Origin of the sequence: Cytobacillus solani (genome assembly GCF_006704205.1) — a bacterium.
In the GTDB taxonomy this organism is placed as follows: Bacteria; Bacillota; Bacilli; order Bacillales; family Cytobacillaceae; genus Cytobacillus; species Cytobacillus solani.
The window spans coordinates 469,459-495,600 of record NZ_CP041305.1 but is presented as its reverse complement, the minus strand read 5'-3'; the positions used below and the strand labels follow the sequence as shown (position 1 = coordinate 495,600).

Below are 26,142 nucleotides of genomic sequence, written 5' to 3'. Positions count from 1 at the left end.
GAGATAAGGTGGTGTTATATGGTGATTCCTGTAGAATTAATTCCTATAGAGCTTGAATATTCACATGTAATTATTATTGGTACAGATAATTATTAAGTAATGCAAATAAATGTATGATTTTGACTATATTTTATTGAAAACAATAACCATTCCGTACTCCAATTTTAACCTCCTTATTTGAGAGGTTTTTTTTATTGTTTTTTACACTGTTATTGACAAAATAAGCAGAGTAAAACGAAAGGAAACACATATATCATATATACATGGAGGGAGATTATTATGGTAAATAACAATGTATTCTTATCAATAATAAACCAGAAGCTCGAGGATAGTTATTCTAATATGATGCATTCCTTGTGGATGGTATTAACAAACAGAGGCTCATCGTGGATTGGGCAATTTGAGAGTGATGAAGATAGCTATTTTAGGCTCTCTAAGCAATTTTATAAATTCCTAGAAATGAATCAGAAAAGAGTACTAAATAGTGAGAATAGGATTGAATTAAGGCAAAAAGAAGTATTAAATTATGAGGTTATGGAAATTTCCAATAATAATGATACTCAAACGGAAAGTCAGATGTTATGGAATAATCTTCACTATAGGCTTATTTCAGATAAAATTTTATATAAAAATAGAAAAATATCTAAACAAGAATGTCTTAATATATGGAGAGAAAGTATTAGTAGTACAGATAGAAAAGAGTTATGGATAAATTACATGGCTACCGGAGAGAATATTGCTGCCGATTTAATCAAATTAGTAAAATTAAGGAACAAAATTGCTATTGAGAAGGGATTTAAGAATTTTTACGATTTAAAGATGGCTTCCCAGGAACTAGATTTAAATGATTTGAACCAAATTATTAACAATTTACGAGAAAGTTTAGATTCAGTTTACACCGTTATTAAAGGCAATATTGATAAAAGGCAAAAAGATCGGTTTAAACTTAAGGATATTTCTTGTTTGGAGCCTTGGCATTATCAAGATCCGTATTTTCAAAATTACTCCAACAGTTATCAACTTCTAGATTCTTTTGAACCTAAAAGTTTCTTCAATCATCTTTTAAGTACTTTCAATGTCAATGGTATAAACCTGGAAGGATTAGGAGACTGTTCAAACCTTACTTTAGATCATAATAAAAGTCCAGAAAGTTTCTGTTTAAATATTGATAGAAATAAAGACATAAGAATTTCCTGTAACACTAGTCCAGATATAAAAGGTATAAAGATTATGCTGCATGAATTGGGACATGCGGTTTATGAAAAGTGCCTGGGCAATGAATTACCGTTTATTTTAAAGCAACCTGCGAGTGTTTTTTTAAGTGAAAGTATAGCACTGTTGTTTGAAAGGCTAATAACTAACATGTCAATCCAAGACAATCTAAAATTAAAGGGATTTAATATCAAAAGGGATCATCTCGAAGATATCATAATAAACTTATATTGGACTATGACAGTAATAAAATTTGAACAGGAGCTCTATCAGAATCCTGACCAAGATTTAAATAAATTATGGTGGGACCTGGTAGAAGATGTGCAGCAAATTCCCCGACCTTCAGAAGAAGGAATCTCTAATCTTCCAGTTTGGGCAACGAAGTCCCATCTTACAACTCTCCCAGTATATTATCAAAATTATATGCTTGGCCAAATATTGGCTTCCCAGTTTGAGTTCACTCTAAATAAAATTACTGATAATAATTGGTTCTCACCAGCTGGTATTGAAAATTTAAAGAGAAATGTGTTTAGTGCAGGAAAATTATTACCTTGGCAAAATGTTGTATTAAAAAGTACAGGTAAAGGTATTTCCCCTGAGTTTCTAGTAAGAGAGCTTGAACAATTAGCGGAGAAAAAGGAGTAGGAACTTGAACACATCAAAATTTATTTCTCGGCAGTTTAACACAGTTTCTTTAAATTGTGAAAAAAATACTGTTTTAAAAACTACTACCCAAACAAATATATTAATCGACGAAATTAACTGGTATCGAAATATTCCTGAGGCTATAAAAAGTTACACTCCTAGTTTAATTGATTACTCTACAGACCCCAAAAATCCTTATCTAACAATATCCTATATCCCTCACCCAACTCTTTCCGAATTTTTACTAAACCATTCAGAAGATGATTCACTTTGGGAAAGAATATTCTTACAAATTGAAAAGCTTTTTGATAATTTTTCAAGGTACTTAGGAATATTTAGGGTAGAAGATATGAGAAAAATGTATATCTCAAAGACAGAAAAACGTAACGAATTATTTTTAAATCAAAATGATATTGCAAGAAAAATATATAATAAGAAATCCTTTATTCTAAATGGAAAAGTTATGAAATGTCCTTTTATAACCTTTGAGGAAAATAAACAAAGTATTGAAAAGATAATTTATAAAGCACGAGTTCGCCTAATCCATGGAGATCTATGTTTCTCAAATATGTTATATGATGCAGTTGGAGATAAAATTTATATTTTGGACCCAAGAGGAGATTTTGGCACAAAAGGAATACAAGGGGATGTCCGATACGATCTAGCTAAAATAAGACATAGTCTTTCAGGATATGAAAAAATAATAAATAACAAATTCGATATTCAATACAATGAAAATAAAATAGATTACTTATTATTTTCAACTAAAGAAGATCGAAAACTTCAGCAATACTGGGATATTTATTTAGGAAATTCAATACAGGAAATAAAGATCATAGAAGCATTGCTTTATTTGTCTATGCTGCCGCTTCATTATGAAAATCCGAAGAGGCAATTAGTTTTATATTCATTAGGTACTGAACTATTAGTAAATGCACTAGAATTAGGAGGTTAACAAACATGCGAATTGTTATTGACTTGGATGGTACTATCTGTGAATTGAAGAAGGAAAATCAAACTTATTCTGATGTTAGGCCAAAGCCAGGGGCCATTCAAACACTATTTAAACTAAAAGAAGATGGACATGAAATTATTATTTACACTGCACGGAATATGCTTACGTGCAAGGGAAATATCGGTAAGGTCAACGCAAATGTAGGCAAAGTTACTCTCGATTGGCTAAAGAGTTATAATATTCCTTTTGATGAGATCGTGTTTGGAAAGCCCTATGGAGATTTGTATATAGATGACTCGGCTTTAAAATTTGAAAGCTGGGAGCTAATCCAAGAAACCATTAAGGAACAAATTAAATGAATATAATAATCCCAATGGCTGGTAAGGGAAACCGTTTTGTAAATGCTGGTTATAAGGAACCTAAAATGCTAGTAAAAGTAAAAGGTCGGCCGATGTTTTATTGGGCCATAAAAGGTTTAATGGATCATTTCGATGTATCGGATATTACCTTCGTATGTTTAGAGGAACACTTGCAAACCACCAATCTAAAAGAGGAAATTAGAAAATTTGCGCAAGGTTCCAGTATTGTCACTATCCAGGAATATACCCGAGGACAAGCTGAAACTGCTCTCAAAGCAGCAATAAATCTTGATCATAATAAAGAACTTCTGATATTTAATTGTGACACCTACATTAAATGTACAAGGTTCTCGTTTAATAAAGATTTAGATGGACAAATAACTGTTTTTAAATCGAACAATCCAAGTCTTAGTTATGTAAAAATAAACAAATCTGATTTAGTTGTGGAAATAGCAGAAAAAGAGTTAATATCGGATAATGCCACAGTAGGTCTTTATTATTTTAAATCAACAAAGCTTTATATTGAAGTTTGCAACGATATTATACAGAAAAAAATGAACACTAATAGTGAGTATTATATATCTAAGGTATATGAAGAATTAATAAAAAAAGGTTTAAAAATAGGGATAAATCTAGCGGATGAATTTTATCCATTGGGCACACCTGAAGAGAAAGAGATTTTTGAGAAAATAAAAATAAGGAGGAAGTAAATGAAAAAAGTGTTTTTTGGCCTAAGTGGGGGATTAGGGCCCGTTTTAAGGTGTTTACCCGTAGCACATGAGTTTAAAAATAAGGGTTATGAAGTTAGTTTTTCTATTTATGATCAGAAAAGTGAAAACTTAATTAAAGAACTAGGTTTTGAAGTCCTAATTGATGACGACCCAACGGTACCGGATGAAAAATTTCTAGTAACTCCCTCAGGAGGAGACTTTTATAATTTAGATCATTATTATTCACAGATGGGTTTCCTTGATTTAAATTTCACCCGATCTTGGGTGCATCATCGTATTAAAATGATAAGTGAATATAAACCTGATATTATCTTTGCTGATATGAGCATAAATTCAGTAATAGCGGCAAGGTTTCTAAATATACCTTTAATAACATTCGTTCAATCCTCCTACCATCCTGGTGGTCTTTCTTTAAATAGTTTATCAGGTATATGGAGGAATATGAGTAAGGTTACACCTATTTTTAACCGAATTTTAGAGGAGTTAGACCTATCGAAAATTACAAGAATTGAAGAGTTATTGAATGGAGATCTATCCATTGTCCCAGGGATACCTGAACTAGATCCTATTAACACAGAAGAGTTTAAAAATGTATATTACACCGGTCTCTGTGGATATGAATTAGTAATTAATAAAGAGTCTCCAAGCATTTCTGGGGCATATATACTTGTTTATCCTGGAAGATTAAAAGATTCAGCAGGAGATTCAGGAATAAAAATAGTAAGGTCAATAATAAATACATGGAAAAACAAAAAGCAGAGAATCATCATTTCTGTTTCAGGAGATATACCTTCCGAACTTCTTGAGGAAGCATCAAACAATATTGAATTTGTTGAATACTATTCCGCAAATTTACTTAAAAATGCTACATTGTTTATACACCATGGCGGCCATGGCAGCTGCCTATCGGCCATTGAACATTGTGTACCTCAATTAATCATTCCAACGCATAGGGAAAGGCTTTTTAATGCAAGACAGGTTTATGAATTAGGCGTGGGTGACTATATAATTCCGGATACTTTCATAGGGGAGCATCTATTTCAGCTGGCAAATTATATGATTAACGAAGATTCTTATCATGAGAACATGTCAAAGTTAAAATTAAAAATTCAAAGTGGGGATTTCCAATCAAGTTCTGATATCTATAAATTAGCCTATTCTCTAATTAAATCGTATTCCTATAAATAGTTTGGAGTGATGAAATGGTAGTTGGCATCGGAATAGATATACAAGAAGTAAAGCCTATTGAAAAGATGATCGAAAAGTACGGTGATAGGTTTATTAATCGTATTTTTACCCCTGAAGAGATCTCTTACTGCAAACGAAAGTCAAATTATCAGTCATATGCAGCTAGGTGGGCAGTAAAAGAAGCCTTTTTTAAGGGGCTAGGAACTGGAATTACTAAACAGTCACAATTCAAAGAAGTCAGTGTGAAATTAAAAGCAAATGGGAAGCCAGAAATACACTTGACAGGCAGCATTAAAAAATATGTTCAAGAAGAAAATTTGTCAATAAATGTGAGTATATCTCATTCAGGGGATTACGCTATAGGACAAGTCATTCTTTCGCGAAAAGGATAAAAAGGAACTGATAAATCGTTGAAAACTATAATCGTGGTAAAAGAACATAGTATAATGACACCTTGTGCAACTCAGATAGGATATAATCTCGTTCTATTAAAAGAAGAGGTATCCGAAAATTTAATTAACTATATCGATGAAAAAAAGCCAGACCTTGCTATCTTCATAAACTTCGATTCGACAAATCCTAAAGATTGGGATCAGAGGCTTCCGAAGAAAACGAATTATATCTTATTTCAAAATGTTAATAAATTTGAATTACCACAAATAATCCTCTATCTCACTTCTATTACAAACAGCTTTAATTCTACAAATTTACTAAGAGATACACTCATATCCGATTCTATTACTTATATATTAAAAAACCTAAACAACCCTAATCTTACAATAGATCATGTGTCATCAAAATTTTCACTAGCCCCTCGAATGTATTCAAAAAGGTTTAAGGAGTACACTTCAATCTATTTTAAAGAATTTCTAATAAAGGCAAGGATGATTCAAGCAAAAAAGCTGCTGAATCAAAATATTCCGGTAACATCCGTTTGTTTTGATTCAGGATATGAGGATTTAACTCATTTTTCAAGAATGTTTAAAAAGAAATATGGGATAACTCCTTCCAAATATAAGAAGCGTAAAAAAGCATAGAACAGCTATACCAAAAGCAGAGTATAGAAGAGTTTATTGTTATATCATGAAGATATCCCGGGATACAAAAAAATTATAGGAGGTTTTGTAAAGTGAAAAATCTTACAAAACAAAAAACATTAACTCTTGAAACATCTTCTAGTTCCACTACTCTTGAACTTGCAGATGGTCGCTTTGAAGAACTAAAGTTTGAGCAAGCAAACCCAACACAATTTACTGTTAGTGATTCAGAATTCAATATTAAATCTGGTATTAATGTTGAGCTTGAAATTAAAAATGTCGATCTTGTTGCAACTTCTAAAGTTTTGTGGCCAGGTCAGGTAATTAAAGTACGCGGTGGAGTACATGGTCAAGGTGAACCAATTAAAGCGAAAGCGACCATTCCATTGAACAAGAAGATTACTGATGGAGTTCAAGGTGAATCTTTCCTTTACTGGGTGATTGAAACTCCAGATGGGGAACTAACAAATAAGCAACCAATCCATATGAAGGGATTAATTAAAGGATTACCGCCAAAAGATGCTACTTTCACATCTGAGAGTGTTATCCCTCTTTATAATGATCGTGACGATCAAGTAGGTACACTATACGGTTGCCTTCAATCTAACTAAAAAAGAGGGAGGGACATTATTATGTCCCTCCTTAATAAATTAGGAGAAAAAACATGAGAGACGTTATCATTGTCGGCGCAAGATGTGCTGGAGCCTCTTTGGCTTCCTTCCTTGGGAATTTAGGATACAAGGTTCTTCTCATTGATAAGTATAAGAGTCCTAAAGATCCTGTTCTTTCCACTCATATTTTAGGGGGAGAAGAAATTTATGAATATCTAGATATAAGAGAACAAATTGATAGCTGTGGCTCACCAATTATTAAAAGAATGAAGGTAGATTTTGAAGGCCATGTATTTGAATCTGATATCATAGTTACTTCAAGGATAATTGGGGTTCGAAGAGATGTGTTAGATACATTATTATTGCAACGCGCAGAAGCCAATGAAAATATAGAGATTAAAACCTCATCTACTGTTGTGGATCTAATTTTCAAAGAGAATAAAGCTATAGGGGTTTTATACAAAGACAGTCAAGGAAACCTTCATAAGGAGTATGCTGAAATAGTAGTTGGAGCGGATGGGAAGGACTCCTTAATTGCCAATAAAGTAAATGCAAAGACTTTGATTGAAAGTGATGATTTGCATTCCATTTACTATTCCTATGTAAAAGGATTAAAACCTACACATCTACCTACTTTTGAGTGGTTCTGGCACAAACAAAGTGTAACTCTTATAAACCCTATTGATTCATCTTTACATTGTATAGCATTAATAGTACCCAATTATACAAAACCTAAATTAGTCAAAGAAAATTTTATTAATATTCTTTCTGAAATAAGAACTTTAAAGCCGAGATTGAAAAATATTGAGTTGACTAAGCCAATAAAAGGATTAAAAATGGTTAGAAATTTTATTAAAAATACCTATGGAGATGGGTGGGTATTACTTGGAGACGCTGCTAACCATTTACATCCTATTAGTGGTATAGGGATCGATAATGCTGTCGGTTTAGCTCATATTCTGTCTATCGAACTTGACCATTATTTTAATAAAGAAAAATCATGGACAGAAGCCATGGAGGATTACCAATTATCTCGTGATAAACAAGTTATTCCCCAATACAAAAATTCTTTAAGCACACTTGATGTTACACAACACCAATTAGATGATCATACAAGCTTCCACACAAGTATGCTTTGTACTTTTCCTAGTCTTATCAAAAAGTTATGCCTAAATTCAGAGGGTGTTATAAAAAATTTGAGAGGTGAAGAACGATAATGAGAAATACGGCTATTAATGTGGTATATTTTGATGCTCCACTTCATGAAGTATGGTGGTCAATATCAACTATAAAAGGGACTGATACATATTTAACCTATTCTTCGGAGACGACTGGCCATGTTAATGACCCTCAGGTGGGTGATGTTTATACATTAAATTATGGTGATATTGTTAATAAAACACAAATCACCGCTATAGAACATGACAAGTTATTTTCCATCAGCGATAGATATGAATCAATAGCTCCAGATGGGAGTGTAGATGTTTTTAACGTTAATACCAGGTTCTATTTAGAAAAAGTTGAATCGAAAGTAAAGTTGACTTTAGAAGTAAGTGGATTTACAAATGATACCTATGGGCTATGGTTCCGTGAATGTATCGAAATGGGATGGAGGCGCTCTCTATTTAATTTAAAGTCAGTTTTAGAACTAGGGTTGGATTTACGGACAGAGTTATTTAGCTATCCTAGACTGGGTGTACTTAATTGTACAGTAAATAATCAACAAAGTAAGGTCACCGGAGTAGAAGCAGGCAAAGGAAATTATCTCCTGGAAGTATTTCCTAATAGTCCTGCGTCAAGAGCTGGTCTGGTAAAGGGTGATACCATTCTTGAAATTGATAATAAACCTGTCAACAACTATGAAGATTTTGTAAAAGTAATTTCTACTTTTTATGGGGTTAAGAGGCCAGCAGAAATTTTATATTCTAGAAATAAACAAAAACAAAGCACTGTTGTTGATCTTTCAATTGAAGATTATCTTACAGGTTTAGATTTTGAAGGAGAAACTTTTGATGATATAAAACAAAAGAGAGAGAAAATTGCTAGGCAACGTTCTGCATCTGGTTCGATATGGGGCGGAGAAAAGGAGGAAAATCAAAATGGAGAATAAAAAATTTATAGTTAAAACTTTACTAAGTAATAAACACTGTGGAATATTCTCTGCTGATCGCATTGATGACTCCATGACTTTATTCGAAATCGGCTTTGACTCTGTACGTTATATGGAATTTATCGTGCTGGTTGAAGAGGTACTTAAAATTGAATACCCAGATAACTTATTGGATATTGATGCTTCAATGACAGTAGGAAAAATTATTGATGCTATTCTTTCGGATGAATACCAAAATGATCTTAACTAGAATAAAGGCGTATGAAAAGAAGATTTGTATTCTAAATACTAGGGTGTCTTATGAGCAAATAGCTAAGTATGCTGAAAAAAATTGCACTATTCTTAATAAATACTTTAAGGATCAAATTATACTTTTAGATATTTCATTAGGATGGAGAATTGTTCCTATTATAATAGGAGCCTTAACAGCTAAAATTACAATTGTTCCTGTTGATTATAACAGAAATCCTTCAATTGCTAATATTTTTCACAACTCTTTTGTATTAACAGGGGCAAACGTAAATGCTGTAGGCGAAATAGTCTATGATGTTAGTAAGCATTTACAAGTTAAACCGAAAGAGCCCGACTTAAAGGAAGTAGCATATATTATGTTTTCATCTGGTACAACAGGAAACCCGAAAGGGATAAAATTGACTATAAACAATATATTATCAAATGTGAATAGTATCCTACGTTATTCTGAGCTTAATAGTGAAGATAACGTATTAATTATAAGACCCTTTACAAATATCTCGGCAATCACGGGTGAGTTAATTCCCAGTTTGCTAGCTGGCTCGAGTATATATATTAAAGATCCCCAATCATCCCCGCTGTCTTCACTAAATATTATTTCTGACTTTAAGATAAATACTGTATTTACTACTCCCTCATTAGCACTAAAAATGATTTCTTTTGATAAGAATCATAAATTAAATAGTATTGATTTAATAGTCTTGAGTGGTGAGCGGCTAACTAAGGAGTTATTAAAAAAAATAATTGCCCATCATCCTAAGATGAAGGTTTGGAATGCTTATGGCTTATCTGAAGCTTCTCCGCGTATTAGCGTTAAAAAGATAAAAAACAATTGTTTTGATACAGGTTGTGTAGGAAGGCCATTGAAGGATGTCAAAATCAAAATAATTGATGAACAGGGAAGGCCAGTTAAAGAAGGGCAAACAGGTGAGTTATTAGTTCGGGGTCCAAATATTATGTCTGGGTATTTCCTCAATGACCCACTTACACGTAAAAAGCTGGTCAATGGTTGGCTTGCAACTGGGGATTTAGCTTATATATATAAACAGGAGCTTTTTATTCAAGGCAGGAAGGATAATATGATTATAAAATGGGGCATGAACATATTCCCTGAAGAAATCGAGGAAGCACTCACTAAACATCCTGAGGTATCCCACGCAATTGTTTTTCCGACTTATCGAAATGATCAGGTGATTATTAATGCAAAAGTTATTAAATCTCCAGAATCAAATCTAACTGCAGAAAATCTCTTAAGCTATATGGTTTCAAATTATAAAGATTCTAGGCTTTGGATAGACAACGTTATTTTTGAAGCAGATCTTTCTTTCACACAATCTGGAAAAATTTCAAGAAACATGAGGTGATTATATGAAAAATGAAGTTTGGAAAGACTTTTTTTCTGAAGATTATTTAGGTTTTTCGGAAGTAATATTACACCAGGAAAGAACAAATTTTGAAGTCAAGCAGTTAAAGAGCCTAATACCTAAAGAAGGTGCATCAATTTTAGATTTGGGTTGTGGGCAAGGGAGAATATCTATTCCGCTTGCAAACGAAGGATACAAAATTGTCGGCTTAGATGCTTCGCCGGCACTCCTTGATGCAGCGGTTAAAAGGGCTAAGGAAGGAAAGTCTAAGGTAAAATTCATAAATGAAGACATGAGAAATCTATCCTTTGAAAATGAGTTTGATGTCATTATTAATATGGGAACTGCTTTTGGCTATATTGAAAGCTCAGATGAGGAAAAGGAAATTCTTTCAAAGGTATTCAGTGCTCTAAAACCAAACGGAGTGTTTATACAAGAAACGGAGAATAGAGAACTTAAACTAAAAAACTCATTAGGAAAGGTTTGGCATGAAATGGGGGGGGTTCCCGTTTTTTCCGACAGAAGGTTTGATGTTAACACCGGAAGGTGGGAAGAAAAAATTTCATGGTTTGCAGATGGAGTTTTTAAAGAAAAAATCTTAAATGTACGATTATATGCAGCAACTGAACTGATAAGTTTGCATAAGGAAGCTGGATTTAGATATACTTCATTATTTGGTGGATTTGATTTTTCACCACTTGACATGAACAGCGAAAGATTACTACTTGTTTCCGAAAAGCCCGGAGAATCAATGTGATAGAAAATTTGGATAAATTGCTAGACCTCCTGCCGCATCAATCTCCTCTTAGATTTGTTGACAAAATTACAGAGTATATTCGTGGAAAGTCTTTGGCTATTATGTTCTCTCCCAGTAATATACCATTCTTTCATTTAAGTGAAGTTCCAATTTCTATATTTGTTGAAAGCGTAGCCCAATCTGCAATTTTGTTAACACAGTTAGAAACTAGTCCGCTTTCTAATGATGAAATTCCTCTTTTAGGAAGTATAGATGTTCATATTCATTCTGAGTGCCTAGATCCCAATGAAGAATATTTAATAAAAGTAAATATTGTAAAACTATTATCCAAGCAAGCTATACTTTCTGGTGAAATTATGAATGTTCGCCTTCAAAAAATCCTTTCAGCAAATATTTCTGTTGCGGTGGCTGTTAGTATTAGGGGGGATTAAGATAACTGAGAAAAACAAACCATGGATATTAATAGACAAAATTATAAGTAAAGAAAGTGATATGGTTGTTACCATGAAACTTATATCACATTCAGATTACTTTTTAATAGGACATTTTCCAAGCTACAGTGTATATCCAGGTGTTTTACTGGTAGAAGGAATCAAGCAGTCTGCAATGGAACTCGATTGTATTAAAAATCAGAATCCATATAAAATTCAAGCTCGGTTTTTAAAGCCTGCCTTACCTGGAATGATTGTAACTTATAAAATAAATATAAAAAAAGATGAGAATATAATTGAATTAAAAGCAGAAGGCGTCAGTGATGATTCTACAAATCTTGTAAAATGTAAGATGATGTTCAGGAGGAACTAAAATGCTTGAAAAAACTTTAGAGTTTCATGATAAAGGGAAAATTGCCGGTGTACTTCATCTTCCATATGATATTAAACAATCATGTCCTTTAGTTGTCTATTGTCCTGGTAAAAATGGTGAAAGATATGAAGTCCATCGTTTAGCAGTCAAATTTGCACGTTTTTTAGCATCAAAGGGTATAGCTTTTTTTCGATTTGATTATTATGGTTTAGGGTTAAGCGATGGATTTTTTCATGAAATGACTACTTCTACGAAAGTATCAAATGTAATAAAAGCTGTAGAATTTATTAAAAGTATTGGTTATAGTTTTTCAGAGATATCACTATTAGGTTTTAGTGACGGAGCAAGAATTGCCTTGATGGCTGCAAATAAATGTGATATTAAAAACCTCATACTCTGGAGCCCGTTATTTTCTGAGTTTGGCGGCAACTTTCCTAATGGGAAAAGGCCACGTTTCATTAGACACACTCTGCATAAAGATTTTTTAGTAATGCCTTGGGCGGGGTTATGGGTTGGATTAGATTTTTATAAAGATTTAAACAGTATTAATATAGACAAAGAATTGCGAGAGTACAATGGTAAGTCGCTTATATTATATGGGGATGATGATCCATTAATCAAAGAGGAGTTTGAATACTTAAACACAGAGAAGTATGAAATCTATTCTAATAATAAGAATAATCTTGTACAGGAAGTAATAGGTGCAGGGCATTTGTTTACATCCAGTGCTTTTGAAGAGATTTTAATGTCTAACTCATTTGAACGACTAAAAAATTAGCGAGGTGATAAACAATTGTGGAAACAAGTAAGATTTAATGATGATCAAATATTTGGTATATTGTCCTGCTTCGAAGATACGAATCCCACTACTTTGGTTGTCACATTGCCAGGTCTAGGTCAGGCAATGAGTGAGAAGAATTATATATTCTCAAATCTAAGAAAATGTCTGGGAGAATATAATGTAATGCATATTCAATTTGACTATTATGGGCATGGAGATAGCTATGGGGAATTGGGAGATGCATCTATTACTACAATGACAAGTGATGCGAAGGAAGTGATTAACTCTTTACTTAAAGAGTACGAATCTGTTGAGGAATTGATTTTAATTGGAAACGCTTTAGGCGCAGTAATTGCATTAAACCTCACCTCATTTTATGAAAATAGGTTCAAAGTTAAACCCATTCTGATTTCTCCTCCAGTAAATATTCCTCCAGCCAATAGGATCTTTTCTAGTGAAACGTTAGAAGCTCTTAAGCATGAAGGGAAGCTCGATTCCCAGCAACTCATCCCTGGTTACGACTACTACACATTAAGTGATTTTGACAAAAAACAATATGATTTTATCACAAAGCTGGGCAGTCACCTTTTATATCTTCATGGTCAATTTATCTCTTATAACATGATACAGGAAATTGATGAGGTAAACATATTAAGCCAAATTATTAATGTTAAATCAGAAATTGAAATCATAGTAGGGGAAAAAGATAAAGAAACCTTACTTATTTTAAATAATATTAGACAGATCAGCACCTTTTCGTTAGATAATGTTAAATATTATCATCAGCACCCTGCAGCGATGGATCAGCTAATTGGACATTTAATTCAAATGATAAAAAGGACAATTAAAAACAAGTAAGTGTTAAGTATAGCAGAGTTAAAATGAATGTATTTTGAGATAATTCTATATATATAACGGCCCTTCGTTATATATCCCCATCCCCGATAAGGAACAGATCACCCCTCAGGTTTGTTCCTGAACTTGATCATATGATCATAGAATTAGCTCGGTGAGCCTCCCTTACCGAGTCTAATTTTATAAAAGGTGTGATAGCAAAATGAGTAAATGGAAAACTTCAGTTCAGCTTTTTCCTTGGTGCAGAAATCTAGAGGAAGGCTTATTAAAACTATCAAGTATAGGCTTTACTCATTGCGAAATAGGGTCCAGTATTGTGTTTAATTACAAAGATAAATTGGACTATTTATCATATTTGTTTGATAGATATAATGTTCTTCCCTCAGCAGTATTTGCGATTGGGAATTTTAATAGATATAAAGATATAAAAATGCTGCTTTTTCATCACGAACAATTATCGTATTGTTTAGAGCGTTTAAAAATTAAAAATGTTGTCCTGCATCCGGGACTCCAAAGAAGAAGCCCTATAACTAATAGCCAAATAGTTACAACTATTGAGAAGATTTATCAAAGGTATGAAAACAGAGGAATCACTGTAGGTATACACCCTCATATTGGTTCACCTATTTTTTATCAAAATGAAATAGACATATTAATAGAGTTGTGCTCTAGAAGAAATATGAAAATATCATTAGTTCCTGATTTGGGTCATCTGTATGAAGCATCCATTGAACCCATAGAATTTATTAAAGCACATCAAAGTATAATCAGTAATATCCACTTTAAAAATATCCTCAAACTTTCTTCCCAACTTCGCAAGGGAAAGTTTACTTCATTATTTCAAGGTGATCTGAATATTCCTCAAATCCTGTCCATGCTTAGAGATATCAATTATAACAAATGGATTACACTGGAAATAGAAGAGAACTATATTTCCAATGAAACATTAAGTGAAAGTTATCATTTATTGCTAGCTAATACTATTTAAATAGGGGGTAAGTTATGCTTTTATCTACCGAACAACTGCAGTTTTATAAAGAGAATGGATATCTTGTTGTGCAAAATCTATTCTCAAAGGATGAAGTTAAACAGATTATTGAGGACTGTTCTCAAGTCTGGTCAGAAATGGTCTGCTCCAATGAGATACCACAATCTAGTTCGCTCGACAAGTTCTTCCCCACAATAACTGGAATTCACAAAAGAGATGCAAACCTGACAAAATATATGCTCGACCCAAGAGTAATAGAAGTCATAGAAACTATAGCTGGTGAAGAAGTATTGGCTTTCTTACAGAACTACTACTTTAAACCACCAGGAGGAAAAACTATTCCTATGCATCAGGATAATTGGGAAACATGTGCAGAACCAGGAACAACTTTTGCAGCATGGATTAGCTTAGACCATTCAAATGCCAATAGTGGAGGCCTATTTTTCGTACCAGGAACCCAAGATTCACCGATTGCGGATAATCAATCAGAATTAACCATTCCCCCCAACTTACAATCTGTAGATGTTTCTACCAACCCAGGGGATGTGGTCTTCTTTAATGGGAATATTTATCACGGATCATATAGTAATACATCAAATCATTTTCGTAGAACTTTTTTAACACACTATGTAGGAAAATCAGTAGAAAAGATTGCAATAAACCATCATGGTTTGATTGATAAATACGGGAATAAGGTAAGAAGAAAGTACAACCTATCTCCTCGTTATCACTATTAATCAAATAAATGGCAGGTGAAACCATGACAAACGTCGCCAATTGGCTGGAAATCAGTAGTAATAGATATCAGGACAAAACAGCGTTAATTACAAATAAAGGTTCATATTCTTATAACCATTTGGAAATGATGTCTAGTTCAATTGCGCACCACTTACAAGACAGAGGAATTACAAAAGGGGAACGATTTTTAATTTGTACTAACGAACCTCAACTTGTAATATCTGCAATTTTTGCTTCTTTAAAAATCGGTGTAATTTTTGTGGTAATTCATCCTGAAACCCCAGAGGATATGATTCAGTATTATGCTGCTCATTCTGGTGCGTCTGTAATATTAATTGATAAAGTGATAAATTTAGAAAAACGTGTGTCAGATCAATTAAAGTTGAAAATTCATTCAGCTCCTAAAGGGAATACGAAAAATTGGGAGTCAATCGAAAATTTATTAAATTATAGTAGAAGTCAATTCATTTCACTTGAGCTGTTATCCACTGATACTGCAGCTTTAATATATACTTCTGGAAGTTCTGGACAGCCAAAAGGTGTTATAAGTACACACGGTAACATTATCTTCTCCACAGAAACTATCAATAATTATCTAATGCACACCTCCAGTGATACAATACTTTGTTTTCTTCCACTTTCTTTTGATTATGGGCTGTATCAAATTTTCCTATGTTTCTCGAAAGGCGCAACTCTTATAATCAAAAATTCTAAGTATTTTGCCTTTGAAGCGCCAAGAATCATTAAAGCACATAATGTAACCGGGATAGCGGGTGTAAGAAACCTTTTAACTACCTTTTGTAAAATTAGAAACTTTCATACCCAAAATAATATTAGATACATCACAAACACAGGAGAGTATTTAGACTTATTCACTATAAAGGAGTTAAAAAAATTAGTTCCTAAAGCTGATATCTTTTTAATGTACGGACTTACCGAGTGCAAAAGGGTATCATATTTACCGCCAAAGCTTCTTGAAACGCACTACAAATCTGTAGGTTATCCATTGCCAGGTACTCAAGTGAAGATCGTAGATGAAAAAGGTGATGAGTGTAAACCATATATTAATGGAGAATTGCTAGTAAAAGGTCCTCATGTCACAAGAGGGTATTGGAAGGATATACCCGAGACGGAAAAGCGATACGCTGTAGAGAATGGAGAAACTTATTTAAAAACAGGTGATATATTTTACAAAGATAGTGAAGGGCTTCTATACTTTGTAGGCAGAAAAGATTTGATGTTTAAAAGTAAGGGATTCAGAATAGAACCAGAAGAAATAGAGTCCCAACTAAAAAGAAATATTGAAGCAATACATGACATGGTTGCTGTTGATTATCATGATAAAAAAGATAACTCAGTTAAGATTGGATATTGTATACGAACCAGTCATACCGACATTAAAGAGTTAAAAAGACAAGTAGAAACAGTAGTTAAGAATAAAATGGAACCTTGGAAAAGACCCTCTAAGCTAATAATAACAAGTGAACTGCCTCTCACAAATTCAGGCAAAATTAACAGAGAGAAAATCCGTACTTTATTTGAAAATAAGAAAGAAGAGGAGAAGGAGTATGGATAAAAAATGTATATCGAAAAAGATAGATGCAGTAATTAAGAAAGAACTAAATTTGAATGATGATTTTGTTTTAAACCATGAAAATAATTTTGTAGAAACTTTAGGATTAGATTCCCTAATGCTAGTAAACCTATTAGTTGCCTTTGAAAATGATCCGCTTCTTCAGCTCAATATAGCAGGTTTAACATATGAAGATCTTGAAAATATAAATACGCTAACAGATTATGTCCTAAATCAGAGTAAGAGGAGTTAGAACATTTGAATATCAATTATGCTTATTTCTGTCCGAGTTATAGTAAATTTGCTAACATACAAAATGTTGAGTATGGAATGGAAGAAATTTTAAAAGCCTCACTACTTTTAGAAGAAGTCGGCTTTGATTCGATTCTGACAGCAACCGATTCTGCAGCATATGACCCCTGGATCTTATCCTCGTATATATTAGGAAACACCCAAAAACTAAAAACGATTATAGCAGTGAGAACGTCTACCTTAGAACCCGTATACACTTCTCGAATGATTTCTACTTTAACTCAATTATTTCAAGACAGAGTGCACCTAAATATTGTTTCCATGAGTTCAAAAGTAGAGATGGAAAAAGAAAATGTCCATTTAAATCATGAGGATAGATACAATAGAACATACGAATTCTTGGATATCATGAGAAATCTATTAGAAGGAAATACACCATACTCTTTTAATGGAAAGCACTTCCACACAAAAAATTCTACTCTTTTTCCCGAAGTTAGTGGTGGGTCCCCTTTAACTTATGTAGCGGGTAGTTCTATCGAGGCTCAAAAAGTTGGAGCTGCATATGGTGATGTATATATTTTTTGGGGGGATAAGGTGGAAAGAGTAAAGGAAAATATTAATAATTTTAATAATGTGGCACGCTCAAGAAAGGTAGAAATAGGTTTAAGAGTAAATATTCTAATACGAAAAGATAAAGCCCAAGCAATAAATGTCTTAGAAAAGAAATTAAAAGACCTAAAACATGATCCAAAATTAATATTGCCATTAATGCAGCATTCCAATGATTCAATAGGGTACAAAAGAATGATATCCTTGTCCAGCGAATCCAATTTACATGATCAGGCACTTTATACTGGAGCTATCGGCAATAAAATTGGAAATGTTCCATTTATTATTGGGTCTCCAGAAGATGTAAGAAGTACCTTAAAGAGGTATGTTGACCTTGGAGTAAGCAGATTTATTCTTTCTAGCATTGATAACAATGAGGAAATTCATCGAATCGGTGAAGAAGTATTGGTATATCAACTTTAAATTACGAAGGTGCTATTATGAAATTTCTTGAGGTTCATTTAAATCCTGGATTTGAGCTTGAATGCTACCATAACTTAAGGTTAAGTATACTTAAGAAAGATGAACATTATAAATACTGGCTCTATTCAAATTTCGTAAATCTCGTTCTATTTAGAAACAAAAGGGAGATAATTCCCTATATAAGGTTTGAAAACCATATTGATGTATATTCTGATATTTTAATTGAAAAACCGTTAAATAAAAGGGGAAATTGGGAATCTAGCATAAAAAAATGCGTGGATAGCAATAACTATGTAATAGTATTTCTAAATTGGAAAAATATCCCTCGATCGAAGTATTTTAATAAAGAAAAAGACATGATTCATGAAGGATTAATTTATGGTTATTGCGATCGAACAAAGCACTTTAAAATGTTAGCTTTTGACGTAAACAATCTTCCTTATACAACCATACAAATTCCATTCTATTTGATTAGCAATGAGCTTGATCAGTTAATTGAATCTCAATCCCAACTAGCGAAACAAAAATGGTTTAAATATTATGGCTTTCCTATAACAAAGGTAACTAAAAAGAATCTCAACATTCAAAGTATAAATAAACATAAACTATTTTTTTCTCTTGATAAAAGTAGATTTAATAGTTCTTACAAAGATAATGCGGAATATGCCACAGGGTACAGTATAAATTCTTATTTGTCTGAGTTATTTATTGAAATGTGCAATGAGGATAATCATGAGCATATTAAGAAGTTCACTAATCAATTAGATTACTGGAAAATAATGAATCTAAAATTGATTCTTCATAAGTATTTAATGATTTCTCGTATAGGATTATTAAAAGAGAGTGACAATGATCCTGAGCTACTAAAGATTGAACAGAAATTTAATAAGTGTTTAACCCATCTAAAAGTAATATTAGCTCTTACAAATAAGTTTAACCAAACAAAGGAATTAAAATATCTTCTTAATATTGCAGCTCAATTCCGAAAGGTACACGAATATGAATTAAGAGGAACATATCAAATCTTGGAATACTTAGTAAAAGATTAAAGGAGTACTATATGGATAAAGAAAAGTTAAAAAATATAGTGACTGAAAAAGTAAATGAAGTATTATTTGAAAAGGTTTCAGGAGATGTCGGCGATGATCTATTTGAAAAGGGGCTAGATTCTATTAGCTTTATTAGAATTATCGTTCTTTTGGAGGATGAGCTGGATATAGAAATTGAAGACGATGATATTCTATTAGAAAACTTTCATTCGATAGATATGATTTGTAATCTAATTCATAAATATAAAGTAGAAGAGTGATTGAGTTGGAGATTGTAAAAATTGAGAAAAATACTCTATTTATGTCTTTGCCTACAGTAAAAAAAGATTATTCCAGACTTGTGCGTAAAGTGACAAACATTGATTATTTATCGTACCAAAAATCGTTATCTGATTTCGGTGTTAAGAGAATACCCATTAGACAATCGGAGTACTGCTTTTCTGATAATCCAAGGGAATTTGTGCAAGAACTTTATAAAGAACAAGCAGATACCTCTCAGAAAATCGATTATATTATTACTACTTATCACTCATATCCTTTACTAGAAGAATCAAGTACAGCCATTTACAATAAAAAACTACTAAAAAATAAAACAGCACTAGCATTTTCGATATGTGATTCAGATGCATTGGCACCTATCCATGCGATTGATTGGATAAAAAGTACAAAGTCGAACGGTATTGTTATATGCCTGGAGCAAGTTTATGACAAATGGCGGACTACTAAGTCACATGAATTTGCGATTCAAGATGCAGCAGCCCTTTTTCAAATTAGTCATTCAAAACAATCCTTTGAAATAAGAGGATATTCTACCAAAATTAATATATTTCAACCGCAGTCTCTTTTGGAAAACTCTATTAATTCATTTCTCTCCAAATTTAGTTTAACTCCAGAAGAAATAATTTGCATTCCCCAGTGTAAAAACTTCCAATTCCTTTATCAGATGAATAAATTATTCCCGCACATCTACTATAAAAAAACAGCTACGAACCTTTATACTGCAGACGTTTTCTATTCTCTAAACGAAATGAAATCAAATTATAAGGAAGAATTAAAACACCTTCTCCTTTTAGTAATTTCTAATTCTGGAAATTTAGGCTTAATTTTAATAAAAAGAACCTGATAGGTGGTAAGTAATTGAGTGGCATATATTAAAAATCTTGTTAGTTATATTCCGAATAAAAGCGTCTCTCTCGATCACTTTATTGGCAAAGGGGATTTTAATAATACTGAATATACTCGTCTGCAATCACAAGGTTATCAGTCAATAGCAGTTGATGATACGACAAGTCTAGAAATAATCTCAAATATATTAGACCAGCTTTTTACAAGGAAACAAGTAAATCCATCTAACATACGGTATTTAATATTAACTTATCAGCTTTATTCATTCCCTTTTGAAGTTGATATTTTGAATAAATTAAAAAATAGATTTAAGTTAATTAATTGCACAACATTTAGTGTAAGAGAGCAGCATTGTTCAACTTTATTGATGGGAATAGAAGTAGCCAATACATTAATAGAAACGCAATCCCAGAAAGGTAACCATTCTTATCCTGAAGCCATCGTTATATCAATAGGCAAAAGCGTATTACCTGAAAATAGGTTTGATGGAGTATATATTACAGGTGACTCGTCTGTTGCTATACATCTGAGTACAGAGAAAAAAGGACAGGAAATTATCGCTATTAAAAATATTACGGATACTAGGACAATATCTACCAAAAATAAAAAAGGGGGCCCAAGGTGGGATATCTCCTATATGGTAAATATGGTTTCTATCATTAAAGATGTACTAAAGGAAAGTGGCTTATCTATTGAAGATATTCAAAAAATCATTCCTAATAACGCACCAACAGAAATGTGGACTTATTTAGCAAATTTAATAAAATTTCCGATAGAAGATTTTTTTATCGAAGGAAGACAGATTTTTGGACATTATTTCATGTCCGACATTGCTTTGAATTTGGAATATATACTCAAAAATAAATTGCTAAGAGAAGGCTACTTTATCCTTCTTGGTCTTGGAAGTGAAGGAGCAGCTGGTTGTATTTTGTGCAAATTTAATCAGGATAAATAATTAAAAAGAAAGGTTGAAAGTGCATGGAACAAAAAATCCTAGAAATAATAAGTGAAACTATAGAAGATAATGAAGTTGAACTCAATATATACAGCAACTTACAGGAACTGGGTCTAGACTCTACTAACATCGTAGAAATTCTAATTGAGTGTGAATTAATATTTGATATCGATGTTCTTGATAATGATTTGAATTTAGATGATTTTACTACTGTTGAGGATATTATAAATTACATTGAAAACTTAACCACTTAAAATAGTTCTTTAGCCTAATCTAAAGGAGGTGGTTAATAATGCCATCAGTTAAAATGTAATAGAGTACGGAGGATCCGGGCTTAGATCCGGGTGCTCCTACCTTATATTAATGGAAAAGAGGTGCAATTACCCATGTATAAAACCTTAGACCTTACAGTCCATTTTAATAATATTGGAATTGCAACCAATGAAAATAAACAAAAGGGGATGTTATCTCTAGCAGGTTCTTCCTTGCCTTTCGAAGCCCCTTTTAAGAAAAATGAATATTACTGTAATAATATACCTTTCAGATTAAAAAAAGAAACTGAATATGACAATATTTCACTCCAATCCCATAAGGTAGAGATAAATTCAAAATCCCTAAAAGCGATCCATTTTGTTGGGAACTCAGAATCAGGAAGTTATTTTGAACCTGTATTTCTGATGGCAAAGGGAGATATAGTTCATAAAGGTTTAATTTCTTTAACAGACTTTTTATCAGAAGTCTCTTCCTTTAGTAATCTATTAGTGTATAGATTTCAATCAGTAAATAATAGACCTTCCCACTACAAAGGTTCTCTATGGCTTCATTCACTATATTTACCAAACACTATGGAAGTAGATATATTGAAATTTGAGGATAATCCATTTATACATATCTTTGCAATAACTATCGAGGAGGAACCTAATCATGCAACTTAATACAAACCTAAATCATAGTTGTTTTGACATTATTATCGATAGTTGTTTAAAAAGATTTGGAATGAATGAATCTTTATTCTGGAATCAGGTAGGCCTTTATTATAAAAAAGAGAAAGAAAATCTTACATTAATTTCTTCATACAGGTCTTATGAGGAAAGCCTTCCGAGACATGGGTTAATAATCGATGAGAACTATTATAATTCCGAAGAAAATTTTCTTATAGATATAAAAAATTTTTTAAGAAGAGGTATATCTATTGGTTTAGAAGTAGATGCTTATGAATTACCATATTGCTTATGTTATAAAAGTCTGCATTTACTACACACCTTCGAAATCGAGTCTTTTAATGAAAAGGAAATTATAGTAGTAGATCATTATTATCGATATAAAGGAAGTATAGATTGGAAAACAGTAAGTAAAGCATTTCAATCCACTTTACAACATTTTCAAACAGGACCATCCCTATTCACAGTAAAAAAAAGCGGAGAACTAAAGATAAAACCTTTAAAGGAATGTCTTAAAGAGAATATTAAAGCTTTTAAGGGGGAAATAAACTTTAGTAGAACTGATAATTCAGGTGTATCCGGAATAAAAGCAATAACAGTAATAGAAAACGATGTTATAAAAATAATAAAGACAGAAGATGTTCAAGAAAGCATGGGTGTACTTTCTGACTATTATAATAAATTAAAGGGAGTTGCCGATTCTAGATATAATTTCAAAAAATACCTCGAATATTATCATCTGGAAGACGCTGCTGAAATAAGTGAAACTTTATTTCAAAATTGGATGGCCTTCGCTAATATTATTTTAAGGTATTTATTTTTGAAAGATAAAAGTACAGTTGCTGAAAAGCTAACTTATAGAGCAACGATGATAAAAGAAAATGAATTAAGATTATTAGAGCTGCTAGAAAATGAAATAAATAGTTAGGGAGGGATACTGATATAATGCACGTAACCCCTTATAATATTAAAGTTGTAAACAGCAATATGGAGATAAAAAGCTTAGAATCTTACCATGGAAAAGTTCTCTTCATTGTAAATGTAGCATCTAATTGTTTGTTCACTAAACAATATAAAAATTTAGAAGATCTGAATCAGAGATATAAGGACAGGGGACTTAAAATTCTCGCATTTCCATCTAATGATCATGGACAACAAGAACCCGGTGACATTAAAGATATCATAGAATCTTGTGTATCCAGGTTCAATGTCAGCTTTGATATCTATCAAAAAACACATACAATCGGACCTAATATTCACCCACTTTTTTCTTGGCTTGTCGATCAGTCAGAGAATAAACAGGCTATTAAGTGGAACTTTGAGAAATTTATTATATCTCGTGATGGCAAACTTGTTGGAAGGTTCGATAGTCATATTAACCCGACAAATTCTAAGGTGATTAATCTTATTGAACGTTTCCTTTAAGAAATGGAGGATAGAAATGATAGAAAAATTAAACGCAGATTTGTCTGATCAGTTATTGAATCGTTCACTAGTCATTAACAAAGGGGACAACGTTTTTATAGATGTTTATGGTGAATGTGAAGAGTTTACCGAAATTCTAATTCAGAAAGTTTATGCTGCTGGTGGAGTTCCATATCTTTTTAAAACAAACCCAAAGCACTTAAAAACAATAATTAAAAACTGCAATATCAAGCAGATGAAAAGACTTGCCGAAAATAAACAAAAGTTAATGAGCAAAATGGATGCATATATCAGCATTCGAGAAGATCATAACCTTTACGAATTCGACGATCTCCCGCCGAAAAAGTTTCAAATATACACTAAATATTATCAGCAGCCATTACAAATTACAATGGCCAATACAAAACAATGGGTTATTACAAAATATCCATCATATGCAATGGCCCAACAGGCAAATATAAGTTTTGACCAACTACTCCTCACATATCACTCTGCTACTACTTTAAATTATAAAAAACTCCATTCAAAAGCCCAACCCCTACAAAAATTATTAAATGATACTAAACACATTCGAATTATAGCTCCTGAAACAGATCTAGAGTTTACTAAAAAAGATATTTCCAGTTATATATGTGATGGAAAATACAATCTGCCTGATGGGGAAATCTTTACTGCTCCTAATGTAGAATCTGTTAATGGATATATATCTTTTAATGTACCGTCATCTCTTATGGGAAAAACTTTTAATAATATAAAGCTGGTATTTGAAGAAGGCAAAGTAATAAAATTTGAAAGCGACAATTCTATTGAATTTAGTGATTTAATCAACTCAGATCCAGGTGCTGCCCGAATAGGGGAGTTTGGAATTGGATTAAATCCGCACATAACGCAACCTTACCAAAATATATTATTTGATGAAAAGATGGTAGGAAGCATTCACTTGGCCTTAGGTCAATGTTTCCCAATGGCAGATAATCAAAACGAATCTAATATCCATTTTGATTTAGTTCAGTCCCATTTAAAGAGTTACGGAGGGGGAGAATTATATTTTGATGGTGTATTGGTAAGAAAAGATGGATTATTTGTTCACCCAGATTTGAAGAGCTTAAATGAAATATAGGGTGTGAACATGTCTGCGCATTCTCAATAATCTAAATGGCAGGTGAATGATATGAAACCGGCTGTCCTAATTTTAAATAGATCAAATTCTCATGTTTATTTCTCCTCAAAAGAGAAGGAATTTCTTATAGATACCGACAAATATAACATAATAATGTTTAATCACATTAACAATGAGGTTCTTCCTCAGAAGATTACGAAGGAATTCTTAGGTCAAATGTTAATAGACTTCGATAACCATACCAATGTAATTCAGACTGTGAAATTAATTCGAGAAATTTGTGAGATAAGTGCAGTCATAACATTAACAGAAAAAGAGCAGACTTTGGCTGGTAAAATTCGTACTTTGTGTAAAGTTGATGGCATTTCGTATAAGGAGTCATTTTATTTCAGAGATAAGGTAATGATGAAACAAAAGTTAAAATCATTAAATATTCCCTTACCTGCTTTTACTTTATTAGATAAAACAAAAATATGGGAAGCACTAGAATTTTTAAAAAATCATAAAAAAGTCGTTTTTAAGCCCCGATCAGCTACAGGATCTATGGATACCATAATAGTAAATTCCGAAAAGCAATTAATCGATCTATGCAATAAATATTCAGATGTTATAGAAAATTATTATATAGAAGAGTACATTTCAGGAGAAATGTATAGCGTTGATAGTGTTATTGGTAATGGCTCTATTATTTTTTCAGGAATTATGAAATACCGAACAAGCACATTAAATTTTCAAAACAGCAGAAATGTTTTTTGCTGCATCACTCCAGAAGAGGATGAACTGACAAATAAAATTAGAAAGTATACAAAAAAGATAATAAAATTTTTAAAAGTTACAAAAGGAACAGTCCATCTGGAAGTTTTTGTTACAAGCACTAACGACATTATATTTTGTGAGATAGCATCCCGCCCAGGCGGCGGCTACATTAAAGAAGCTTTAGAAAATAGTTATGGCATTAATTTGAATGCGGCTGCAATACAATCTGAACTAAATGAACCAGTCAAATTAAGTAAGAAGGAAACAATTTATTCAGGATTTGTCATATTCAATCACAGTGAGGGAAGGATTGTTGAACTGTCCTATCCGAAAATAGGGGATTATAAATGGATCTTAATGTATGAGATCAGTGCAAAAATTGGAGATACCACAACCCCTTCAAAATTTATTACTGATAGCCTTGCAATATTTCTAATTGAATCTCCAAACTATAGACAATTAATTGAAAGGCTCGATTTCTTAGATAGAAGCTTTAAAGTCTCTTACAATTAGTAATCTTAAAATGG

General features: G+C 32.4%; 32 protein-coding genes. All 32 read left to right on the top strand.

Annotated elements, in window-relative coordinates; all coding sequences use genetic code 11:
- Window positions 1-279: 279 nt before the first annotated feature.
- The 32 genes from FI644_RS02510 (at window position 280) to FI644_RS02355 (ending at window position 26,128) form a co-directional block, all read left to right on the top strand.
- A complete protein-coding gene (locus FI644_RS02510; protein ID WP_053474879.1) occupies window positions 280-1,857 on the top strand; it encodes a gluzincin family metallopeptidase in 1,578 nt (525 codons plus the stop codon).
- Between the two features lie 4 nt (window positions 1,858-1,861).
- Window positions 1,862-2,812 (top strand): hypothetical protein, encoded by a 951-nt coding sequence (locus tag FI644_RS02505; RefSeq protein WP_053474880.1) that lies wholly within the window; start codon window positions 1,862-1,864, stop codon window positions 2,810-2,812.
- Between the two features lie 5 nt (window positions 2,813-2,817).
- Window positions 2,818-3,171: an HAD hydrolase family protein gene (locus FI644_RS02500; RefSeq protein WP_053474881.1), complete on the top strand. Its 354-nt coding sequence runs from the start codon at window positions 2,818-2,820 to the stop codon at window positions 3,169-3,171.
- Window positions 3,168-3,881, top strand: coding sequence for a glycosyltransferase family 2 protein (locus FI644_RS02495; protein ID WP_053474882.1), 714 nt, complete (start codon window positions 3,168-3,170; stop codon window positions 3,879-3,881). The genes FI644_RS02500 and FI644_RS02495 overlap by 4 nt, the downstream gene beginning before the upstream one ends.
- On the top strand, window positions 3,882-5,090 hold the full coding sequence (locus tag FI644_RS02490; RefSeq protein ID WP_053474883.1) for a glycosyltransferase: 1,209 nt from the start codon (window positions 3,882-3,884) through the stop codon (window positions 5,088-5,090).
- A 14-nt stretch (window positions 5,091-5,104) separates the two neighbouring features.
- The gene (acpS, locus tag FI644_RS02485; protein ID WP_053474884.1) at window positions 5,105-5,482 is read left to right on the top strand and encodes a holo-ACP synthase; all 378 of its coding nucleotides are present in this window, start codon (window positions 5,105-5,107) and stop codon (window positions 5,480-5,482) included.
- Between the two features lie 18 nt (window positions 5,483-5,500).
- Window positions 5,501-6,127: an AraC family transcriptional regulator gene (locus tag FI644_RS02480; protein WP_053474885.1), complete on the top strand. Its 627-nt coding sequence runs from the start codon at window positions 5,501-5,503 to the stop codon at window positions 6,125-6,127.
- 92 nt (window positions 6,128-6,219) lie between these two features.
- Window positions 6,220-6,738 (top strand): hypothetical protein, encoded by a 519-nt coding sequence (locus FI644_RS02475; RefSeq protein WP_053474886.1) that lies wholly within the window; start codon window positions 6,220-6,222, stop codon window positions 6,736-6,738.
- Window positions 6,739-6,791: 53 nt separating this feature from the next.
- Entirely contained in the window at window positions 6,792-7,955 is a 1,164-nt protein-coding gene (locus FI644_RS02470; protein WP_053474887.1) for an NAD(P)/FAD-dependent oxidoreductase, read from the top strand.
- Complete coding sequence (locus FI644_RS02465; RefSeq protein ID WP_053474888.1) at window positions 7,955-8,848, top strand: PDZ domain-containing protein; 894 nt, start codon at window positions 7,955-7,957, stop codon at window positions 8,846-8,848. The genes FI644_RS02470 and FI644_RS02465 overlap by 1 nt, the downstream gene beginning before the upstream one ends.
- Window positions 8,838-9,098: an acyl carrier protein gene (locus tag FI644_RS02460; protein WP_053474889.1), complete on the top strand. Its 261-nt coding sequence runs from the start codon at window positions 8,838-8,840 to the stop codon at window positions 9,096-9,098. Before FI644_RS02465 ends, FI644_RS02460 begins: the two co-directional genes overlap by 11 nt.
- A complete protein-coding gene (locus tag FI644_RS02455; protein ID WP_053474890.1) occupies window positions 9,085-10,464 on the top strand; it encodes a class I adenylate-forming enzyme family protein in 1,380 nt (459 codons plus the stop codon). The genes FI644_RS02460 and FI644_RS02455 overlap by 14 nt, the downstream gene beginning before the upstream one ends.
- 4 nt (window positions 10,465-10,468) lie before the next feature.
- Entirely contained in the window at window positions 10,469-11,221 is a 753-nt protein-coding gene (locus FI644_RS02450; RefSeq protein ID WP_142107989.1) for a class I SAM-dependent methyltransferase, read from the top strand.
- A complete protein-coding gene (locus FI644_RS02445) occupies window positions 11,218-11,652 on the top strand; it encodes an ApeP family dehydratase (RefSeq protein WP_142107988.1) in 435 nt (144 codons plus the stop codon). Before FI644_RS02450 ends, FI644_RS02445 begins: the two co-directional genes overlap by 4 nt.
- On the top strand, window positions 11,582-12,025 hold the full coding sequence (locus FI644_RS02440) for an ApeI family dehydratase (protein ID WP_082620636.1): 444 nt from the start codon (window positions 11,582-11,584) through the stop codon (window positions 12,023-12,025). The genes FI644_RS02445 and FI644_RS02440 overlap by 71 nt, the downstream gene beginning before the upstream one ends.
- Window position 12,026: 1 nt before the next feature.
- Entirely contained in the window at window positions 12,027-12,803 is a 777-nt protein-coding gene (locus FI644_RS02435) for an alpha/beta fold hydrolase (protein WP_053474894.1), read from the top strand.
- Between the two features lie 15 nt (window positions 12,804-12,818).
- On the top strand, window positions 12,819-13,664 hold the full coding sequence (locus tag FI644_RS02430) for a serine aminopeptidase domain-containing protein (RefSeq protein WP_142107987.1): 846 nt from the start codon (window positions 12,819-12,821) through the stop codon (window positions 13,662-13,664).
- Window positions 13,665-13,863: 199 nt separating this feature from the next.
- Window positions 13,864-14,649 carry a sugar phosphate isomerase/epimerase family protein gene (locus FI644_RS02425; protein WP_142107986.1) on the top strand — a complete coding sequence of 262 codons (786 nt, stop codon included), beginning with the start codon at window positions 13,864-13,866 and terminating at the stop codon, window positions 14,647-14,649.
- Window positions 14,650-14,663: 14 nt separating this feature from the next.
- Window positions 14,664-15,386 (top strand): phytanoyl-CoA dioxygenase family protein, encoded by a 723-nt coding sequence (locus FI644_RS02420; protein WP_142107985.1) that lies wholly within the window; start codon window positions 14,664-14,666, stop codon window positions 15,384-15,386.
- A 23-nt stretch (window positions 15,387-15,409) separates the two neighbouring features.
- Window positions 15,410-16,963, top strand: a complete 1,554-nt coding sequence (locus FI644_RS02415) for a class I adenylate-forming enzyme family protein (protein WP_181758166.1) — start codon at window positions 15,410-15,412, stop codon at window positions 16,961-16,963.
- Complete coding sequence (locus FI644_RS02410; RefSeq protein ID WP_142107983.1) at window positions 16,956-17,213, top strand: acyl carrier protein; 258 nt, start codon at window positions 16,956-16,958, stop codon at window positions 17,211-17,213. The genes FI644_RS02415 and FI644_RS02410 overlap by 8 nt, the downstream gene beginning before the upstream one ends.
- A 5-nt stretch (window positions 17,214-17,218) precedes the next feature.
- Window positions 17,219-18,244, top strand: coding sequence for an LLM class flavin-dependent oxidoreductase (locus FI644_RS02405; protein ID WP_053474900.1), 1,026 nt, complete (start codon window positions 17,219-17,221; stop codon window positions 18,242-18,244).
- 17 nt (window positions 18,245-18,261) lie between these two features.
- Complete coding sequence (locus FI644_RS02400; protein ID WP_053474901.1) at window positions 18,262-19,293, top strand: major tail protein; 1,032 nt, start codon at window positions 18,262-18,264, stop codon at window positions 19,291-19,293.
- 11 nt (window positions 19,294-19,304) lie between these two features.
- On the top strand, window positions 19,305-19,553 hold the full coding sequence (locus FI644_RS02395) for a phosphopantetheine-binding protein (protein WP_053474902.1): 249 nt from the start codon (window positions 19,305-19,307) through the stop codon (window positions 19,551-19,553).
- Between the two features lie 5 nt (window positions 19,554-19,558).
- A complete protein-coding gene (locus FI644_RS02390; RefSeq protein ID WP_142107982.1) occupies window positions 19,559-20,416 on the top strand; it encodes a hypothetical protein in 858 nt (285 codons plus the stop codon).
- An 18-nt stretch (window positions 20,417-20,434) separates the two neighbouring features.
- Window positions 20,435-21,373: a 3-oxoacyl-[acyl-carrier-protein] synthase III C-terminal domain-containing protein gene (locus FI644_RS02385; RefSeq protein ID WP_053474904.1), complete on the top strand. Its 939-nt coding sequence runs from the start codon at window positions 20,435-20,437 to the stop codon at window positions 21,371-21,373.
- Between the two features lie 23 nt (window positions 21,374-21,396).
- Window positions 21,397-21,627: an acyl carrier protein gene (locus FI644_RS02380; RefSeq protein ID WP_053474905.1), complete on the top strand. Its 231-nt coding sequence runs from the start codon at window positions 21,397-21,399 to the stop codon at window positions 21,625-21,627.
- 132 nt (window positions 21,628-21,759) lie between these two features.
- Window positions 21,760-22,308 (top strand): hypothetical protein, encoded by a 549-nt coding sequence (locus FI644_RS02375; RefSeq protein ID WP_053474906.1) that lies wholly within the window; start codon window positions 21,760-21,762, stop codon window positions 22,306-22,308.
- Window positions 22,298-23,242, top strand: a complete 945-nt coding sequence (locus tag FI644_RS02370; RefSeq protein WP_142107981.1) for a cysteine peptidase family C39 domain-containing protein — start codon at window positions 22,298-22,300, stop codon at window positions 23,240-23,242. The genes FI644_RS02375 and FI644_RS02370 overlap by 11 nt, the downstream gene beginning before the upstream one ends.
- A gap of 17 nt (window positions 23,243-23,259) precedes the next feature.
- Window positions 23,260-23,739, top strand: a complete 480-nt coding sequence (locus FI644_RS02365) for a glutathione peroxidase (RefSeq protein WP_053474908.1) — start codon at window positions 23,260-23,262, stop codon at window positions 23,737-23,739.
- A 16-nt stretch (window positions 23,740-23,755) separates the two neighbouring features.
- Window positions 23,756-24,859 (top strand): aminopeptidase, encoded by a 1,104-nt coding sequence (locus FI644_RS02360; protein WP_053474909.1) that lies wholly within the window; start codon window positions 23,756-23,758, stop codon window positions 24,857-24,859.
- 51 nt (window positions 24,860-24,910) lie between these two features.
- Window positions 24,911-26,128, top strand: a complete 1,218-nt coding sequence (locus FI644_RS02355; RefSeq protein WP_053474910.1) for an ATP-grasp domain-containing protein — start codon at window positions 24,911-24,913, stop codon at window positions 26,126-26,128.
- Window positions 26,129-26,142: the final 14 nt, after the last annotated feature.